This window comes from Paenibacillus sanfengchensis (assembly GCF_036864765.1).
Taxonomy (GTDB): Bacteria; Bacillota; Bacilli; order Paenibacillales; family Paenibacillaceae; genus Fontibacillus; species Fontibacillus sanfengchensis.
Map to the genome: position 1 here is coordinate 231,071 of NZ_JBAGJC010000001.1, position 18,612 is coordinate 249,682.

Consider the following 18,612-nt stretch of genomic DNA (forward strand, 5'->3'; position numbering starts at 1 on the left):
AGACCTCGCCGTACGGCGAGGTCTTCCCCAAAATGCGAATTATTTTGTTCCGGTGTGCCCAAAGCCGCCGGCACCGCGGACGGTTTCCGAAAGAGCGTCTACCCGGATCAGATTTACTTCGGGTACGATTTGAAACACCATTTGCGCAATCCGTTCGTTGCGCTTGATGGCGAACGGCTCTTGCCCCAGGTTGATCAGCAGCACCTTGATCTCGCCGCGGTAATCGGCGTCGATCGTCCCCGGCGTGTTCAGGCAGGTGATGCCATGCTTGTACGCCAAGCCGCTCCGCGGGCGGATTTGCGCTTCCAAACCAGCCGGCATTGCGATAGCGATCCCGGTCGGGACCAGCTTGCGCTGACCGGGCTGCAGCACGACCTCCTCCGTCACGGCCGCGTAGAGATCAAAGCCGGAAGCCAGCTCCGACATTTTGCGCGGCAGCTCGATATCCTCATTTCCGGGGATTAAATTAATTTGTACGTCATATAACAAGTTCATCTCTCCTTATATCCGACAGCACGCGGTCGGAAGCCCCCACCATGGCGAGCGCGTAAGGACGCGCAAACATGGTTTTGATGACTTCATTGACATGGTCCATCGTAACAGCTTCAATCCGGGCGATCATTTCATCAAGGGTATAGTGTCGTCCAAGCATCAGTTCATTTTTGCCCAGACGATTCATTCTGCTGCCCGTGCTCTCCAGGCTTAAAATCAGACTTCCCTTTAACTGCTCCTTGCCTTTACGCAACTCGCTGTCGATCAGTCCGCGCGTGGCCACGTCATGTAGAATTTCCTTGGTCAGGTCAAGCACTTCTTTGGTTTGCTTCGGCGCCGTACCGGCATAAACGGTGAACAGTCCGCTATCCGCATGAGAGCTATGGTAGGAATAAACCGAATATGCCAGCCCCCGCTTCTCGCGGATTTCCTGAAACAGCCGGGAGCTCATGCCCCCGCCAAGCGCATTGTTCAGAAGCACCATGGCATATTGATTGCGATCCCCGATCGGCAAGCCGGGGAACGAAAGGCAGATATGGTTTTGCTCCGTCTTTTTCCGGTGAAACTTCAGTTCGCCCAAAAATTCGGGCTTCCCCAATTCATCGTTTTGGCCCCGATTGTCAAAATCGCCAAAATAGCGTTCAAGCAAGTCGATGATGCTGTCATCGATATTGCCCGCAACCGCAATCACGGTGTTCTCGATGGTGTATTTCTCTTTCATATAGGCCCGAAGATGGTCGGGTCCCATCCGGCGCAGCTTCTCTTCCGTCCCCAAAATCGGCAGCGCAAGAGGATGGCTGCCGTAAGCCGCTTCGGCGAGCAAGTCATGGACCATATCGTCCGGGGTATCCTCATACATCGAAATTTCTTCGACGATCACGTTCTTTTCTTTCCGCAATTCCTCCTCGTCAAAGAGCGACCGAAAAAACATATCGGCCAGTACATCCACCGCGATGGGCAGATGTTCGTCCAGCACTTTGGCGTAATAACACGTGTATTCTTTCGATGTAAAGGCGTTCACATTGCCGCCGATCGCATCGAACTGTTCCGCGATGTCCTTGGCGCTGTAACGTTCCGTTCCCTTGAACAGCATGTGCTCGATAAAATGCGAAATGCCCCCCATTTCGGACGTTTCGTTCCGCGATCCGGTCTTCACCCAAATGCCGAACGACACCGAGCGGCAGGTCGGGATTTTTTCCATAACCACCCGAAGGCCGTTTTTCAACTGCGTTTTATTCACGAACTGGCCCTCCTAAACGTTTTACGGACGTAAAACAAAATTCTACTTATCTAAGTATAAGCTTTAAATGCAACAATATCCTATCAAAAAAAAACGGATTCCTCAACTCTGCGGGATTTCTACCCGGTCCGATGACAGCGTCTGTTCCACCGTTCCCAATTGTAACCCCTTGCTGCGGATCGCCTGAATCATGCCTTCCAGCGCATCCCGCGACGAAGCTGTCGGATGCATTAGAATCAGCGAGCCGGGACCCACATTCTCCGAGATCCGTCGAACGATCGTGGTAGCCGGCGGCTTTTTCCAATCGATCGTATCAACCGTCCACAGCACCGTTTTCAAGCCTTGCTCGGCAGCCAGATCAACCGTCCTCTGGTTGAAATCGCCGGAAGGGGGAGCAAACCAGCGGTTCTCCACGCCAAGCGTATCCTTCAACACATCTTTAGTCTTTGATATTTCAAGCCGCGCGAGGCTGTCGCTCAACTGGCTCATATTGGGGTGGGAATAAGCGTGATTCTCAAGCTGATGCCCTCTTCTTTGAATCTCTTTGGCCAGTTCGGGATTTTTCTTCAGCCAACTGCCATCAAAGAAAAATGTCGCCTTCACGTTGTGGCGGTCCAAGGTGTCCAGCATGGGCGGGATATATTCATTTCCCCAGGCCACATTGATCATAAAAGCCGCCATCGGCTTGTTCGGGTTCCCTTTGTAGATGGGATGAGGTCCCAAATCATCCAGGCTAACCTTCGGCTTGATTTCCTTGTACAGGTACTCGATTTCCGCGCCCTCCGGCTTTAATCTTGCCCTCTGAAACGTACTCTCGATATCCACTTCGCGGCCGTTATACCCGGGAATGGCCTTCCATACACGGTCCACCACCGCATCGACCGGCTCCTTTCGCAAACCTTCCGCTTCGCGACGGATTCGTCCAAGCAATTCTTCCTCCCCTTGGCTGTCGGCCAGCCTTCCGAAAGCATCCCGCTCCCCATTCGGCCACAGCGCGTGATCAACGAAAGAGCGAATCCCTGTGAACTCCCCCAGCATCAACACGAGGACCGCGCATATTCCGACAACCGCGAGTTTTTTCCGATTCATAACAGGCTCATCCCTTCAAGGGTTTTGTCCTCATTTTATGAGAACAAGCCTGCAAATATGTCGCTCCCCTGTTCGGCATCCATGAAAAAACCCCATTAACTGGGGCTTAAAGCGCTATGTAAAAAAAGAGCCAGAATAACACATTCTGTCTCTTTTCCCGTACGGTTCTATAGGTGTGTCAGGATGTCGATTTTTCCGTTTCGGCGGTCAGCACCGCTTTACGGGAAAGATTAATCCTTCCCTGTTGGTCGATTTCCGTCACTTTTACCGTAACAGTATCGCCGATCGCGACTACATCCTCTACCTTGGCTACACGTTCCGTGGAAAGCTGCGAAATATGCACGAGGCCGTCTTTGCCCGGCAAAATTTCCACAAAAGCTCCGAATTTCTCAATCCGTTTTACCGTACCCACATAAATTTCGCCGACGACAACTTCTTTGACGATGCCTTCGATGATCGAACGAGCCTTGTTGTTCATTTCCTCATTGGCCGAAGCGATAAACACGCGGCCGTCTTGTTCGATATCGATCTTCACGCCGGTTTCCTCAATGATCTTGTTGATGATCTTACCGCCTGCGCCGATGACATCGCGGATTTTGTCCGGATTGATATTCATGATCGTAATCTTAGGCGCATATTGTGACAGCTGCTCCTTCGGCTTTTGAATGCGTTCCAGCATCTTCGAAAGGATAAACATGCGGCCTTCCTTCGCTTGGGCCAGCGCATCAGTCAAAATTTGCCGGTCGATCCCGTCGATCTTGATATCCATTTGAATTGCCGTCACGCCGTCCGACGTTCCGGCTACTTTAAAGTCCATGTCCCCGAGATGATCTTCCATCCCCTGGATGTCCGTCAAAATCGAGACATGTTCACCGTCTTTGATCAGCCCCATAGCCACGCCGGCAACCGGAGCTTTGATTGGTACCCCCGCATCCATCATGGCCAGTGTGCTGGCGCAGATACTCGCCTGGGAGGTGGAACCGTTCGATTCCAGCACTTCCGAAACGAGACGGATTGTGTAAGGGAATTCCGATTCCGGCGGAATCACTTTCGAAAGCGCTCTTTCGCCAAGCGCCCCGTGTCCGATTTCACGTCGTCCCGGTGCGCGCAGCGGACGGGCTTCCCCCACGCTGAACGGCGGGAAATTATAGTGATGCATAAAGCGTTTCGACTCTTCCAGGTCGATCCCGTCGAGGATTTGTACGTCGCCCAACGCTCCAAGCGTACATACGCTAAGCGCTTGAGTTTGTCCCCGCGTAAACAAGCCGGAACCATGCGTCCGCGGCAGCAAGCTGATGTCGCACTCGATCGGGCGAATCTCATCGAGCTTCCGTCCGTCGGGACGGACTTTGTCATGGGTGATCAGACGGCGCACTTCTTCCTTGACGATGTCGTGCAGTACTTCCTTCACATCGCCAAGCAGTTCCGGAGACTCTATGTACTTCTCCTCAAAATAAGCTACCGTTTCGTCATTGATTGCATCGATGGCGTCTTGGCGGGCGTGCTTCTCGACGACCTTCACCGCTTCGATCAGACGGTCCGCCGCATAGGCACGAACCTCCCGGTCGACATCCTCATTTACTTGATGGAGCTTCACTTCCATCTTCTCTTTACCGGCCATCGCCACGAGTTCTTCAATCACGGCAACGATCTTCCGAATTTCTTCGTGACCGAACATGATGGCTTCAAGCATGACATCTTCCGGAACCTCGTTGGCTTCGGCTTCCACCATCATAATGGCATCTTTCGTCCCCGCAACGACCACGTAAATGTCGCTTGCTTCCTGCTGGGCAATATCGGGATTAATCACAAACTCCCCGTTGACGCGGCCCACGGCCACCCCGCCGATCGGCCCGTTGAAAGGAACGTCCGAGATGCTCAGCGCAGCGGAAGTACCGATCATGGCGGCAATCTCCGGCTCGCAGTCCTGATCCACGCTCATGACCAAATTTACGATTTGCACATCATTGCGGAACCCTTCCGGGAACAACGGTCGAATCGGACGGTCCGTCAACCGGCTGGCCAGGATCGCTTTTTCGCTAGGACGTCCTTCGCGCTTAATAAAGCCGCCGGGGATTTTACCTACCGCATACAGCTTTTCCTCATAGTTCACCGTCAGCGGAAAAAAATCGAGGTCCTTCGGTTCGGCCGAAGCCGTTACCGTACATAAAACCGCGGTCTCTCCGTACCTTACCATTACAGCCGCATTGGCCTGTTTGGCCAAACGTCCGGTTTCCAGTATAAGAGGTCTTCCTCCCAACTGCATTTTCACATGTTTTTCCATGAAACCCCTCCTTATCACAAATAAAAGTTCGGTACAAGTCTCATTATTTCCTGCTTTTGCCCGATTCATAAACAAAAGAAGGTTCACGAATCGAAAGCGGGTCCTTAAACCTGTCCAACTCACAACAAAAGCTCCTGACGGAGCTTGGTGGGCATACATGTATTTACTTTGCAAAAAGCAACCAAGAAGCGCGCCGTCCGCTTCTTCAGCGGAACCGGCGGCGACCAGGCTGCTTCGGTTAAACAAAGGCAAATTAGCGACGCAATCCAAGCTTCTCAATCAAAGCGGAGTAGCGTTTTACGTCTTTGTTCTTCAAGTAAGCCAACAGCTTACGACGTTGACCTACCATCTTCAGAAGACCGCGACGGGAATGATGGTCCTTCTTGTGCGTACGCAAGTGGTCCGTCAAATTCACGATGTTCTCCGTAAGGATAGCAATTTGCACCTCTGGGGATCCGGTATCGGATTCATGAGTTTTGTGCTCTTCAATCAGTTGTTGCTTGCGCTCTTGTGTTAATGCCATCCTGTTCACCTCCTTTTTTCAAATCGCCGTTAGCCTAGTAGTCGGACGGTGAGACCGGCAACCAAGCCAAGGTTATCTTGTCTATGTCAAAAAAGCCCACATAAACAACCTAAACAAGTATAACACAGATTATATATAAAAGTAAATGACGTGTCTTTTTACCCGATTATTCCGCGATCCCCTATTTTAGCCGTTGTTTTGCGGTTTCCGCATCCTTGGTAATCTGCGCAATCAACTCTTCGATGCCGTTAAACTTCCGCTCTTCCCGAATAAAATCGATCAGTTCGACCCGAAGCGATTCGTCATACAAATGACCGTTAAAATCGAATAAATGGACTTCCAGATTAGGGCGGGTAGCCTGATCGTGAAACGTCGGCTTCACGCCGACATTCATCACGCCTTCCAGGGTGTTACCTTCATATTCAACGCGCACTGCGAAGACCCCTTTAATCGGCAGGACGTAATGCTCATCCGGCTGGAGATTGGCGGTGGGAAAGCCCAGCTGTCGCCCGCGCTTTTCGCCGTGCATAACCGTTCCCTTCACCGCATAAGGACGTCCCAGCCACCGGCTTGCCAAACGAATGTCGCCCTCCTGAAGCGCTTTGCGGATGCCCGAGCTGCTCACTTTCTCGCCGTCGATCAAAAAAGGCGGCACCGTAAGGACGTCCATGGTGTTCTCGCTCAGTTCCCGAAGCATTCCGGCATGTCCCTCGCCGCGGTAGCCAAAACGGAAATCAAACCCGACGACCGCCGTATGGATGCGCAGGGGAACCAGCATCCCGCACACAAAGTTGTGCGGGCTTACCCGCGAAAACGCATCATTAAACTCGACAATATAAAGATAGTCCACTCCCATGCTGCGGAGGATTCGTTCCTTCTCTTCCGGCGGGGTTAAATACCCTTCATAATCGCCCTTCTTCATGACTTCCTTCGGATGCGGGTGAAATGTCATCACCGCCGAGGGAAACCCCGTCTGGCGGGCAAGCCGCACCGCTGTTTCAATGACGCTTGCATGTCCGAGATGGAGTCCGTCAAACTGGCCGATCGCCAGAACCTGCGGTTTTGCCACAATGTTGATGACTTCATCCGTCAAAGGATAAGTTAGGTTTATCGTTTTCACTCGTCTCACCTGCTATTTCACTCGGATTCGCGCTTTGCAGAGCGCTCTATTTGCCCGGCTATTCGGGTAAAAACACCTTCACGGGGGCTATTGCGCCCGTTCCTTCCTCCGAGCGGTAAATTCCTAAAAACCTGCGCTCGGGGTTGTACAAGCGGATCACCTCACCCGGGCGTACCGAAGGCTGGACCACTGCGCGGGACAAGCGTTGTCCTTGTAATGCCGCCTTTACCTTCTCCTCTGCGACGGTGTGGGCCGGGAGATGGCTCACCGCTTCATCCACCGCGATCAGGCGTGACTGCAGTTCGCCTTCCCGCACGAGGTCCGCCAACTGCTCCAAGGTCAGACAACGGTCCTCCCCGATCCCGGCGGACATCGTCCGCTTAAGCTCTTCCATGACCGCCGGTACTCCCAGGGCACGGCCGATATCAACGCATAGCGTACGGATATAGGTCCCTTTGGAGCACAACGCGCGGAAAGAGATTTTCGGATGTACCGGGTCGGGTTCAAACCGCAAAAGCTCCAGTTCATGTATCGTGACCTGGCGGGGCTGCCGTTCCACCACTTTGCCTTCCCTGGCAAGTTCATAAAGACGTTTGCCGTCCTGCTTCAGAGCCGAATACATCGGCGGAATTTGCGAGATCTGCCCTACAAAACGTTCAAGCACCTGTTTAACCTCGGCTTCGGGCACTTTTACTTGTTCCGCGCGCTCTATTACAGTACCGGTCATATCTTCGGTATCCGTTGCCAGACCAAGTACGAGGGTAGCCTCGTATTCTTTAGGCAATTCCTGCAAATATTCCACCATTCGCGTCGCCCTGCCGAGACATAACGGGAGGACTCCGGTAACCGCCGGGTCCAGCGTGCCGGTATGACCGATCCGCTTCATCTTCAGAATCCCCCGGCATTTCGCTACGACATCATGCGATGTAAAACCTGCGGGCTTCCAGACCGGCAAAATTCCTTCGTATGCGTTCATAGCTGCCGTTTCACCTGCTCCAACACTTGAGGCACGATTCTCTCCAGCGTCCCTTCGATGCGAGCCCCCGCAGCCCGAACATGGCCGCCACCGCCAAAGCTTTGGGCAACCTGAGCCACATCGACCTTGCCGGCCGACCGCATGCTGACCTTGACGGCAGTTTCGCTGATAACCTTAAACAGCAGGCCAACCTCCACCCCTTGAATATTCCGCGGGTAGTTCACGATGCCTTCCAGATCCTCATTAATCGCTCCGGTGATCCGCAAATCCTCATCATCCACGGAAACCCAGCTGATTTTGCCATCCTCCGTGATTTGCAAGCCGTTCAGCGCGCGGGTCAATAACCGGAGCTGCGGCAGCGTCATCTGCTCAAGCAGCAGCTCGGACAAGCCCGGGCCGTCGACGCCATACTCCAGCAATTTGGATGCGGTCGCCATGACCTTCGGCGTGGTATTGGAATAACGGAAGCCGCCGGTATCGGTTAACAAACCGGTATAAATCAGAGTCGCCGCATGTTTGTCCAAGCTCAGATTCATGAAAGTCATCAGATCAAACAATATCTCAGCCGTCGCCGCCGCATGCGGAACAATAAGGTTGCAGGTCCCGTAACCGTCGTTCGTCGGATGGTGATCGATATTCAAGATTTCGGCATTTTCGGCAAAATAGAGACTGCTTTTGCCGGTTCGCTTGAAATCCGCACAGTCCACACAAATGACATGGTTATAGGTAGTTTCGAGCGGAGCTTCCGAAAGATTGACAATCTTGTCCGCTTCCCACAAATACTCCATCCGCTTTGGGATCGGCCCCTCGTTCACCATAACGTATTTTTTACCCAGACATGAGAGAAGCCAGCCCACCGCAAGGGTAGAACTGACTGCGTCTCCGTCCGGCTGTATATGCGCCACTACCAGGAAATTGTCATGCTCCGTCAAAAACCGCTGGGCTTGCCGGAACTCCCGTTCATTGGTCTGCATTGCCGTCTCCTTTAAATTCTAATTTTCCTCTTCGTGCGAAATATCGCCAAGAAGCTTCTCGATCCGACTGCCGTAAGCTATCGATTCGTCAATTTTGAATATCAATTCCGGTGTATGCCGCAGCCGTATCCGTTTGCCGAGCTCGGTCCGCAAGAAGCCTCCCGCTTTCTCGAGGCCTTTTAAGGAAGCGCTCTTCGCTTCCTCATCCCCGAATACGCTCAAATACACTTTCGCTTGCGACAAATCACTTGTCACATCGACCCCGGTCACGGTGACAAATCCAATGCGAGGATCCTTCACCTCATTTTGGATCAGCACGCTAAGTTCTTTCTTGATTTGTTCCCCTACGCGGCCGGTACGATTTTTTGCCATCTGTGACACCTCACCTTATTTCGGTTCGACGGTTTCCATGATGAACGCTTCGATTACGTCGCCCTCTTTGAGGTCATTGTAATTGTCAAGGGTAATCCCGCATTCATAGCCCTGCGCAACATCCTTAGCATCATCCTTAAACCGTTTAAGCGAGTCTATTTTGCCTTCGTAAACGACGATTCCGTCGCGGATCAACCGGGCTTCCGCCGAGCGTGAAATCTTGCCCGAGGTAACCATACAGCCCGCGATGGTGCCGACTTTGCTGATTTTAAACGTATTGCGCACTTCGGCGTGACCGATGACGGTTTCTTTGTATACCGGATCGAGCATCCCCTTCATCGCCTGTTCGATCTCTTCGATCGCATTGTAGATGACGCGGTGCAAACGGATATCGACCTTTTCCTGCTCGGCCGTGGCCTTGGTCTGACTGTCCGGACGAACGTTGAAGCCGATGACGATCGCATTGGAAGCAGCGGCCAAAATAATGTCGGATTCCGTAATGGCGCCGGCGCCGCTGTGAATGATTTTGACGCGAACGCCCTCCACTTCGATTTTCTCCAGGGATCCTTTCAGCGCTTCGACCGAACCTTGCACGTCCGCCTTGATAATGACGTTGAGGTCCTTGATCTCGCCTTCCTTGATATGACGGAACAGATCGTCCAGCGTCACGCGCGTATTGGCTCCCAGATCGGACTGGCGCTGCGTAATGGCCCGTTTCTCGGCGATGGAACGCGCTTTGCGTTCATCCTCAAACACCATGAACGGATCGCCCGCCTGCGGCACTTCCGTCAATCCCGTAATTTCCACCGGCGTGGACGGTCCGGCTTCTTTCAAGCGGCGTCCTTTATCGTTCACCATCGCGCGGACACGTCCGAAGCAGTTGCCGGCCACGAAAGCATCGCCGACTTTGAGCGTACCATGCTGCACCAGAATGCGGGCAACAGGCCCGCGATTTTTGTCCAACTCAGCCTCGATAACTGCGCCGCGGGCGCGTTTATCAGGGTTCGCTTTGTACTCGTTGACTTCGGCTACGAGCAGGATCATTTCAAGCAGATCTTCCAGACCCATTTTTTGCTTCGCGGACACATTAACGAAGATGGTGTCCCCGCCCCACTCTTCCGGAACGAGACCGTATTCGGTCAACTCTTGCTTCACTTTGTCCGGATTGGCGTCCGGTTTGTCGATTTTGTTTACCGCCACGATAATCGGCAGCCCCGCTGCCTTGGCATGGTTGACCGCCTCCACCGTCTGCGGCATGACGCCGTCGTCGGCCGCCACCACGATGATCGTGATATCGGTCAATTGGGCACCGCGGGCGCGCATGGCCGTAAAGGCTTCGTGACCCGGGGTATCGAGGAACGTGATTTTCTTGTTGTTAATCTCAACCTGGTAGGCCCCGATATGTTGGGTAATCCCGCCGGCTTCCCCGCCGGTAACATTCGTCGAACGGATCGCATCGAGGAGCGTCGTTTTACCATGGTCAACGTGGCCCATAATCGTAACGACCGGAGGACGTTCCAGCAAATCGGCCTCATCGTCCACTTCTTCGATCGTTTCGAAACGGTCGTCCTCGACCGGAATCTTCACTTCGACCTCAACGCCGAAATCGCCGGCCAGAAGCAGAATCGTGTCGATGTCCAGCTCCTGGTTGATCGTTGCCATCACGCCGAGCGAAATCAGCTTCTTGATCACCTCGGAAGCATCTTTATGGAGCAGCTTAGCTGTCTCGCCCACAGTCATCGTACCGCGAACGATAATTTTCTTCGGCGTATTATCGATTTTCTCGCGGGGAGGCTGCTGATTATAATTATTTCTTCCTCCACGGCCGCCTTTTCCGCCGCGGTTGTTCTTAAACCCGCCTTGACGGTTATCGTCAAAGTTTCTTCCGGATCTATTATTGTTGTTGTTAAAGCCGCCGCCATTTCCTTTACGGAAGCCTTGGTTCTGGCCACCTTGGCCACCTTGGCCGCCTTGGCTACCTTGACCGCGGTTGGCATTCCCGGCTCCATTACCGCCCGAACCGGTATTCCGGTTTTGCTGAGGGCCGCGGCTCCCGCCGGCTCCATTCCCCGGGCGGGAGGAATCATTGCGCGGTCCGCCCCCTTGATTTTGGCCGCGATTTTGCTGGGCATTGCGATTTTGGGAAGAGCCGCCGCCTTGCTGCGGGCGTCCCCCTTGTCCTTGCTGATTGCCTGACGGACGATTCGTTCTTTCCTGTGTGGCTTGTGCGCTGCCTGAGGCAGACGTGTGATTGGAATTTGTTTTATTATTCATGCTTACCTGCTTTTCTTGTTGATTTTTATTGTTTCCAAAGGTTTGAGTCCCTTGGGTTTGGTGATTCTGGGAAATGCGAACATGTTCTCCACGCTGACCGGTTTTGTCCCCGGCGGATGTTTTCGGTGTCTGGCTTCCTCCTGCGGAAGCCGGAGCCGGCGATTTGCTTGCAGCTTCAGCGCGTCCCGGGTTTTCTCTTTTCGCAGCGGCGTTGCTCTTAATATCCTTGAAGAACTGCTCTACCCGGGAAACCGCGTCGTTCTCCATGACACTCATATGGTTATTGACCGGGATATTAAGCCGTTTAAGAATGGTAATAATTTCTTTACTGCTCATATTAAGTGATTTGGCGTATTCATACACCCTGAGTTTATCTTTGTTATCTTGTTTACTCAATATACTCCACCTCCGACGTTTTCACGATTTCTTTAGCAATCATATCGGCAAACCCCTGATCGGTGAGCGCAAGCACAACCCGCTCCGGGCGTCCAACACTGGTTCCCAGCCGCTCGCGGTCAAAGCCAATCATCAGGGGAACTTTGTACGTTGCGCACTTGTCCCGGAATTTCTTCCGGGTGTTGGAGGAGGCATCGCCCGCAACGATAACTAGCCTGGCTTCGGAGGAACGAATGGCTTTCAACACCAGTTCATCCCCGGTCACCAACTTCCCGGCCCGGGTGGCGAGTCCCAGCTGATTGAGCAGCTTACTCATCGCCTTCCTCCCCTTGGTCCCGGCTGGCGATGAATTCCTCTTCCACCGCCAGAAAATCCCGGGCCAGTTGTTCATAAACCTCCGGACCCACCGGCGCTTTCAGCGCCCGGTCCAGCGCGCGGTTCTTATGGGCAAGCTTGAAGCAGGAGACTTGACCGCAAAGGTACGCCCCGCGTCCCGATTTTTTGCCGGTCAGGTCAATAAATACTTCCCCTTCGGGCGACCGAACGACGCGGATCAGCGATTTTTTGGGCATCATCTGCTGGCAAGCCACGCATTTACGCAGCGGTATTTTTCTAGGTTTCATGGTACAGACCCCCGTTCCTAACTAAACAGGTCGGTTGATTAAGCTTGGAATTCTCGGCGCCTAATCGATGGAAACGGAATCTTGAGGCATTTCTTCCTGATCGGTCTTCTCTCTTCCGAATTCCTCTTCCGCCTGGCTTTCGCTCTTGATATCGATTTTCCAGCCGGTCAGCTTGGCGGCCAAGCGGGCGTTTTGCCCTTTGATCCCGATCGCCAGAGAAAGCTGATAATCCGGAACAATGACGCGGGCCATCTTCTCCGCTTCGAAGACCTGAACCTCAAGCACCCGGGATGGGCTGAGCGCATTAGCCACATACTCCTCCACATTGTCGGAGTATTTGACGATATCGATTTTCTCCCCGCGGAGCTCATTCACGATCGTTTGGACCCGTGTACCTTTAGGTCCGACGCAGGAACCGACCGGATCCACTTCACTGTTGCGGGAATACACCGCAATTTTCGAGCGGAAACCGGCTTCCCGGGCGACGGAACGAATCTCCACGACCCCGTCGAAAATCTCCGGCACTTCAAGCTCAAAGAGCCGCTTCAATAAACCGGGATGAGTACGAGACAACAAAATTTGCGGACCCTTCGTCGTATTCTCCACTTTGGTGATGTAGGCCTTGATCCGGTCACCGTGCTTGAACTTCTCGTTCGGCATCAGCTCATTCAAAGGCAGATGAGCCTCCACCTTCCCGAGATCCACAAAAATGTTCCGCAAATCTTGGCGCTGCACAATTCCGGTGACGATATCCTCTTCCTTCTCGACAAAAGCGTTGTAGATCAGGCCGCGCTCCGCTTCGCGAATCCGCTGCGTCACGACCTGTTTGGCGGTCTGAGCGGCGATCCGCCCGAAGTCCCGAGGCGTCACTTCAATCTCCGCGATATCCTCAAGCTGGAAGTTCGGATTGATTTCCCGGGAAGCCGGCAGCGAAATTTCCGTTCGCGGGTCGAGCACTTCCTCGACCACCAGCTTGCGGGCAAACACTTTGATCGCCCCGGTATGGCGGTTCATATCCACGCGCACGTTCTGAGCGGTGTTGAAATTGCGTTTATAACTGGAGATCAAAGCGGCTTCGATCGCCTCAAATATAATGTCTTTGCTGATCCCCTTTTCCCTTTCCAGTTCATTCAAGGCCTCGATAAAATCCATACTCATTTGCCTCGTGTTCCCCCTTTCATAGTCTCCTGCAGTGCAGTTGAAAGCCTGCTAAAAAATGATGGCCAACCTGGCGCTGGCAACTTTGCTGTATGGAATGGCATGGCTCTTCTTGCCGACTTCGACGACCAGCTCCTCATTTTCAAACGAAAGGAGCCGTCCTTCAAACTCTTTCAAGCCGTTTACCGGTTCATATGTAGTGACGAATACATCCTTGCCGACGGCTTTCTTCACGTCCTCCGCCTTCTTCAGCGGGCGCTCCGCGCCGGGAGAAGAAACTTCAAGAAAATAGGCGGATGGAATCGGGTCGTTTTGATCCAGCTTCTCGCTGAGATATTCGCTGATCCGACCGCAGTCATCAATGTCGATGCCCCCGTCTTTATCCACAAATACGCGCAGGAACCAGTTGCTTCCTTCCTTTACATACTCGATGTCTACCAGTTCAAAGCCATGTTCCTCCAAAAAAGGGTTGACCATCTCTTCCACGGCCGCTTTGATCTTCGGTGTGCTCAAGCGTACATTACCTCCATATGGTTCTTTCCTGTATACCAAAGAGTAAAGAGTGGGTTTCCCCACTCTTTAAACAACGGTTCTATCTTCATGATTACCAAAAAAATTATAACATAGTCCGGTAAGAGTGACAAGTAAAACGCCTTGACGACAAGCTTAGAACAGGGAGAGCTGGTTGCTTTCCGGCAAGCCGCGGAAGCAGCCCATCGTGCCGAGCAACTCCACGATCGTTTTGCTCGCCTTGGATTTCTGCTGGAAATCCTCAATGGAGAGGAATTCCCCTTGCTCTTTGGCTGCCGCGATGTTCTTTGCCGCGTTCTCGCCGATTCCGGCAAGTGCCGAAAACGGCGGAATCAGGGAGTCGCCGTCCACAATAAACTTCGTGGCGTCGGAGCGGTAGAGGTCGATATTCTTGAAGCGGAAGCCGCGAGCGGTCATCTCCAGGGCCATCTCCAGAATCGGCAGCATGTTTTTCTCCTTCGGCAGGGCCTGGAAGCCTTTTTGCTCGATCTCTTCGATTTTTCGGTAAATCGCTTCATACCCTTGGCAGAACAGTTCGATATCGAAATCCTCGCCCCGTACCGAGAAATAGGTCGCATAGTATTCGATCGGATGATACAGCTTGAAATAGGCGGTCCGAACGGCTGAGATGACATAAGCGGCGGCGTGCGCCTTCGGAAACATGTACTGGATTTTCAGGCAGGAATCAATGTACCACTGGGGCACCTTGCATTTCTTCATTTCCTCGATCCACTCAGGCGTCAAGCCTTTCCCTTTACGGACGCTTTCCGTAATTTTAAAGGCGAGCCCGGCATCCATGCCGGCTTTGTAAATCAGGAAAAGCATGATGTCGTCCCGGCAGCCGATCACAGTTTTAATGTTGCAGGTGCCGTTTTTGATCAGTTCCTGCGCATTTCCCAGCCATACGCCGGTTCCGTGGGAAAGGCCGGAAATCTGCAGCAGGTCGGCAAAGCTGGAAGGCTGCGATTCCACCAACATCTGGCGCACGAACTTCGTCCCCATCTCCGGAACCCCGTAGGTGGCTACAGGGGTGCGGATTTGCTCCTGAGTAACCCCGAGTGCCTCCGTAGAGTTAAACATGCTCATGACCTTCGGATCGTTCATCGGAATCGTCGTCGGGTCAACGCCCGTCAAGTCCTGCAGCATCCGCATCATCGTCGGATCATCGTGCCCGAGAATATCGAGCTTGAGCAGGTTGGCATCGAAGGCGTGATAATCGAAATGCGTGGTCATCCATTCCGCGCTCGTATCGTCGGCCGGGTACTGAACCGGTGTAATATCTTCAACTTCAATATAATCGGGAACGACGACGATTCCCCCAGGGTGCTGGCCGGTGCTGCGCTTGACCCCGGTACATCCCGCAGCCAGGCGGTTCAACTCGGCGCCGCGCCAATGTTTATGATGCTCTTCCTCATATTTCTTGGCGAAGCCAAAAGCGGTCTTCTCGGCGACCGTACCGATCGTTCCGGCCCGGAATACACTTTTTTCGCCAAAAAGCACCTTCGTATAGTTATGGGCATGCGGCTGGTATTCCCCGGAAAAGTTAAGATCGATATCGGGAACCTTGTCGCCCTTAAACCCGAGGAACGTTTCAAAGGGGATATCCTGCCCTTCGCCCTTCAGCTTCCGGCCGCATTTCGGGCAATCCTTGTCCGGCAGGTCAAACCCGCTCGGCACGCTGCCGTCGAGGAACCATTCGCTGTACTTGCATTCGGAGTTCAAGCAAACGTAATGGGCCGGCAGCGGATTCACCTCGGAGATTCCCAGGAAGGTCGCCACGACCGAGGAGCCGACCGACCCCCGCGAACCTACGAGATAGCCGTCCTGATTGGATTTCTTAACCAGTCGTTCGGAAATCAAATAGTTCGCCGAGAAGCCGTACTTGATGATCGGCTCCAGCTCTTTCTCCAATCGCTTGACGACCACCTCGGGGAGTTCCTCCCCGTAAATCGTCCGGGCCGTCGCATAGCAGGTATTGCGGATTTCCTCGTCCGCCCCTTCGATGATCGGCGTGTACAGCTTGTCCGGGAACAGCTCAAGCTCCTCGAAGGTATCGGCCAATTCTGATGTATTTTTGACCACCACTTCAAAGGCCTTGTCCTTCCCCAAAAACTCAAACTCCTCCAGCATTTCGTCCGTCGTCCGGAAATGCGCGTCCGGCTTGCGGATATCCTTCAGCGGGCTGAAGCCGGTGATACCGTGGATGGTGATGTCCCTGTAGATTTTGTCCCGTGGCTCCAAATAGTGCACATTCCCTGTAGCCACAACCGGTTTTCCTAATTTTCCACCGATTTCCACCACTTTACGAATCGCGGTCTTCACTTCTTCAACGCTGCCGACAAGCCCCTTATCCACCAAATGCATATACATGGTGAGCGGCTGAATCTCCAAGACATCGTAAAACTCCGCGATGCCTTCTGCTTCCTCCACCGACTTGTTGAGAACGGCCTCGAAAAACTCGCCCTTTTCGCAGCCGGAAATGATTAGAAGCCCTTCTCTCATTTCCAAAAGTTTGGATTTCGGGATGCACGGAACCCGCTTAAAGTATCCCGTATGGGACATCGAAATCAATTTGAACAGATTTTTCTTGCCGACCATGTTGAGCGCGTAGATCCCGCAATGGAACGGGCGGGCGTTGGACAAATCTTTGCCCACCTTGTCGTTCATCCGCTCCAGCGAAGTGATGCCTTCGATTTTCGCCGCGTCATCCAGCAGGCCGTTTAAAATCTCGCCGAGGGCCACCGTATCATCGATGGCGCGGTGGTGATTTTCCAGCGAAACTTTGTATTTGGCGGCGAGCGTGTTCAGACGGTGGTTTTTTAAGGTCGGAAACAGCATCCGGGCCAACTCCAACGTATCGAGCACCGGGTTCTCCATCATGGGCATCCCCAGTTCCTTCAGCTTGGCATTGACAAAGTCGACGTCAAACCGGGCGTTGTGGGCCACCAGGATCGCATCTCCCGCAAATTCGACGAACTGTTTCAGAACCGGCTCCACATCAGGCGCGTCCTGAACCATCTCGTCCGTGATGCTGGTCAACTGCTGGATGTTATACGGGATGCGCTCGTGCGGATTTACAAATGTGGCGTAGCGATCGATCTCCTTGCCCTCTTGCATCTTCACCGCCGCCACCTCAATGATTTTGTTCTGCGTCACCGAGAGGCCGGTGGTCTCGATATCGAACACGATAAAGGTCGCCGTCTTCAGATCGATCGGCCGCGGATTCAATACAACCGCCACGTTATCGTTAACCACATTCGCTTCCACGCCGTAAATCATTTTGATTCCGTTCTTTTTGGCTGCTTTCGCCGCATCGGGGTAACACTGAACCCCGCCATGGTCCGTGACGGCTATCGCTTTGTGTCCCCATTTTGCCGCTGTCTTGACATAGTCGCCGATCGAGGTAACGGCGTCCATCGTACTCATCATTGTATGCAGATGGAACTCCACGCGCTTCTCCTCGGCGTTATCTTTTCGGGAAGGCGGTGCGGATACCTCGCAAAGATCCGAAGGAATCATCACCAATTCGGGAATCTGCATAAACCGGTCATACTCCACCTTCCCCCGGGCTTTGACCCACTTTCCGTTGGCCAGTTGCCCCATGACCTTCAAGTCGTCTTTGCTCTTGGCGAACATTTTCATTTGCAGGGAATCGGTAAAATCGGTTAGGTAGAACGTAAACAAGGTGTTTCCGTTGCGCAGTTCCTTCCGGTCCAAGCCGAAGATGGTGCCCTGAATCGTAATTTTCTTCTCTTCATCCTTGATTTCCTGAATCGGTACAGGCGGCTCCTTGATGTCATACCCGACCTGCAGCTTGATGACCTCGCCATCGACCTCCTCAGGCGGCGCCTCCACGGGTATGCTTTCCATCAATTTGTTGATGACTTCCCGCTCTTCCTCGACGATCCGCTGCTGGAACTCTTCGAAAGCCTCACTGCTGCTCTCGCCGGACAGCAGTTTCACTCTGAGCGAAAGGCCGAAGTAAGTGTCGTAAAAAGCGGGAATCGCTTTATCGATATTTTTTTTGCGGGCCAGCTCCAAAGAAGTAGCGTCGCTGAACGTGACCGTCACCAGATCACCGTCCACCTCATAGCCCGCCCGGGCCATCCAACCGTTTACGGATGGCACCTCCCGCTGCACCCATTCGAGGAACATCTTCCAATATTCCTGTACAATGGCCGCACCGGCTACATCATTCTCATACTGGAACAAAAAAGTGATGTCCGCGATATGGCCCATCCGCTCCTTCACACGCATACAGAACGTCCGGTAGACTTGCGCGGGAACGAGCGTCGATTTGCGAAGTGTGATCTTCCATTCCTTATTCGTCCGGCTGACTTCGACGCGGTCGATAAACCCGTCGAGAAAATAAGGGTCCACCACGGAAGCCGGAACCTCCGCCTGCTTCATCAATAACTCGAGCCTCGTTCTTTTCCCCTTGGCGTTCGCGTCGGACATGATTTCCCCTCCCCCGCATTGATATGACGCAAGAAAAACGTCTATATAGGTTGAACTAAAGAATTGGCGTTGGGCAAGGATATGAAATGGTTTTCGAAAGAT

Annotated in this window: 15 protein-coding genes; all 15 read right to left on the reverse strand. The window is 53.2% G+C overall.

Features of this window, described 5'->3' with window-relative positions:
- Positions 1 to 39: 39 nt before the first annotated feature.
- The 15 genes from dut to V4U84_RS01110 all read right to left on the reverse strand — a co-directional run bounded on the left by dut (position 40) and on the right by V4U84_RS01110 (position 18,510).
- Positions 40 to 489, reverse strand: a complete 450-nt coding sequence (gene dut, locus V4U84_RS01040; RefSeq protein WP_334072939.1) for a dUTP diphosphatase — start codon at positions 487 to 489, stop codon at positions 40 to 42.
- A complete protein-coding gene (locus V4U84_RS01045; RefSeq protein ID WP_334072940.1) occupies positions 479 to 1,732 on the reverse strand; it encodes a M16 family metallopeptidase in 1,254 nt (417 codons plus the stop codon). The genes dut and V4U84_RS01045 overlap by 11 nt, the downstream gene beginning before the upstream one ends.
- Positions 1,733 to 1,834: 102 nt before the next feature.
- Positions 1,835 to 2,821 (reverse strand): polysaccharide deacetylase family protein, encoded by a 987-nt coding sequence (locus V4U84_RS01050; protein WP_334072941.1) that lies wholly within the window; start codon positions 2,819 to 2,821, stop codon positions 1,835 to 1,837.
- 178 nt (positions 2,822 to 2,999) lie between these two features.
- The gene (gene pnp, locus V4U84_RS01055; RefSeq protein WP_334072942.1) at positions 3,000 to 5,105 is read right to left on the reverse strand and encodes a polyribonucleotide nucleotidyltransferase; all 2,106 of its coding nucleotides are present in this window, start codon (positions 5,103 to 5,105) and stop codon (positions 3,000 to 3,002) included.
- Between the two features lie 253 nt (positions 5,106 to 5,358).
- Positions 5,359 to 5,628, reverse strand: coding sequence for a 30S ribosomal protein S15 (gene rpsO / locus V4U84_RS01060; protein WP_076168040.1), 270 nt, complete (start codon positions 5,626 to 5,628; stop codon positions 5,359 to 5,361).
- A 181-nt stretch (positions 5,629 to 5,809) separates the two neighbouring features.
- Positions 5,810 to 6,748, reverse strand: coding sequence for a bifunctional riboflavin kinase/FAD synthetase (locus V4U84_RS01065; protein ID WP_334072943.1), 939 nt, complete (start codon positions 6,746 to 6,748; stop codon positions 5,810 to 5,812).
- Between the two features lie 58 nt (positions 6,749 to 6,806).
- The gene (truB, locus tag V4U84_RS01070; RefSeq protein ID WP_334072944.1) at positions 6,807 to 7,724 is read right to left on the reverse strand and encodes a tRNA pseudouridine(55) synthase TruB; all 918 of its coding nucleotides are present in this window, start codon (positions 7,722 to 7,724) and stop codon (positions 6,807 to 6,809) included.
- Positions 7,721 to 8,698 (reverse strand): DHH family phosphoesterase, encoded by a 978-nt coding sequence (locus V4U84_RS01075; protein WP_334072945.1) that lies wholly within the window; start codon positions 8,696 to 8,698, stop codon positions 7,721 to 7,723. Before V4U84_RS01075 ends, truB begins: the two co-directional genes overlap by 4 nt.
- Before the next feature lie 18 nt (positions 8,699 to 8,716).
- Positions 8,717 to 9,070, reverse strand: a complete 354-nt coding sequence (gene rbfA, locus V4U84_RS01080; protein WP_148449796.1) for a 30S ribosome-binding factor RbfA — start codon at positions 9,068 to 9,070, stop codon at positions 8,717 to 8,719.
- A gap of 15 nt (positions 9,071 to 9,085) precedes the next feature.
- Positions 9,086 to 11,740: a translation initiation factor IF-2 gene (gene infB / locus V4U84_RS01085; RefSeq protein WP_334072946.1), complete on the reverse strand. Its 2,655-nt coding sequence runs from the start codon at positions 11,738 to 11,740 to the stop codon at positions 9,086 to 9,088.
- Positions 11,733 to 12,056 carry a L7Ae/L30e/S12e/Gadd45 family ribosomal protein gene (locus V4U84_RS01090; RefSeq protein ID WP_334072947.1) on the reverse strand — a complete coding sequence of 108 codons (324 nt, stop codon included), beginning with the start codon at positions 12,054 to 12,056 and terminating at the stop codon, positions 11,733 to 11,735. Before V4U84_RS01090 ends, infB begins: the two co-directional genes overlap by 8 nt.
- The gene (rnpM, locus tag V4U84_RS01095; protein WP_334072948.1) at positions 12,049 to 12,363 is read right to left on the reverse strand and encodes an RNase P modulator RnpM; all 315 of its coding nucleotides are present in this window, start codon (positions 12,361 to 12,363) and stop codon (positions 12,049 to 12,051) included. Before rnpM ends, V4U84_RS01090 begins: the two co-directional genes overlap by 8 nt.
- A 60-nt stretch (positions 12,364 to 12,423) precedes the next feature.
- Positions 12,424 to 13,521, reverse strand: coding sequence for a transcription termination factor NusA (gene nusA / locus V4U84_RS01100; protein WP_334072949.1), 1,098 nt, complete (start codon positions 13,519 to 13,521; stop codon positions 12,424 to 12,426).
- Between the two features lie 51 nt (positions 13,522 to 13,572).
- Complete coding sequence (gene rimP / locus V4U84_RS01105; protein WP_213504804.1) at positions 13,573 to 14,034, reverse strand: ribosome maturation factor RimP; 462 nt, start codon at positions 14,032 to 14,034, stop codon at positions 13,573 to 13,575.
- A 153-nt stretch (positions 14,035 to 14,187) separates the two neighbouring features.
- Positions 14,188 to 18,510, reverse strand: a complete 4,323-nt coding sequence (locus tag V4U84_RS01110) for a PolC-type DNA polymerase III (RefSeq protein WP_334072950.1) — start codon at positions 18,508 to 18,510, stop codon at positions 14,188 to 14,190.
- Between the last annotated feature and the right edge of the window lie 102 nt (positions 18,511 to 18,612).

What these genes read in the sequence shown, in the direction of transcription:
- nusA (WP_334072949.1), bottom strand. Translation starts at nt 13,521, where the DNA reads ATGAGTATGGATTTTATCGAGGCCTTGAATGAACTGGAAAGGGAAAAG.
- V4U84_RS01110 (WP_334072950.1), bottom strand. Translation starts at nt 18,510, where the DNA reads ATGTCCGACGCGAACGCCAAGGGGAAAAGAACGAGGCTCGAGTTATTG.
- pnp (WP_334072942.1), bottom strand. Translation starts at nt 5,105, where the DNA reads ATGGAAAAACATGTGAAAATGCAGTTGGGAGGAAGACCTCTTATACTG.
- rbfA (WP_148449796.1), bottom strand. Translation starts at nt 9,070, where the DNA reads ATGGCAAAAAATCGTACCGGCCGCGTAGGGGAACAAATCAAGAAAGAA.
- V4U84_RS01075 (WP_334072945.1), bottom strand. Translation starts at nt 8,698, where the DNA reads ATGCAGACCAATGAACGGGAGTTCCGGCAAGCCCAGCGGTTTTTGACG.
- rnpM (WP_334072948.1), bottom strand. Translation starts at nt 12,363, where the DNA reads ATGAAACCTAGAAAAATACCGCTGCGTAAATGCGTGGCTTGCCAGCAG.
- V4U84_RS01050 (WP_334072941.1), bottom strand. Translation starts at nt 2,821, where the DNA reads ATGAATCGGAAAAAACTCGCGGTTGTCGGAATATGCGCGGTCCTCGTG.
- V4U84_RS01090 (WP_334072947.1), bottom strand. Translation starts at nt 12,056, where the DNA reads ATGAGTAAGCTGCTCAATCAGCTGGGACTCGCCACCCGGGCCGGGAAG.
- rpsO (WP_076168040.1), bottom strand. Translation starts at nt 5,628, where the DNA reads ATGGCATTAACACAAGAGCGCAAGCAACAACTGATTGAAGAGCACAAA.
- truB (WP_334072944.1), bottom strand. Translation starts at nt 7,724, where the DNA reads ATGAACGCATACGAAGGAATTTTGCCGGTCTGGAAGCCCGCAGGTTTT.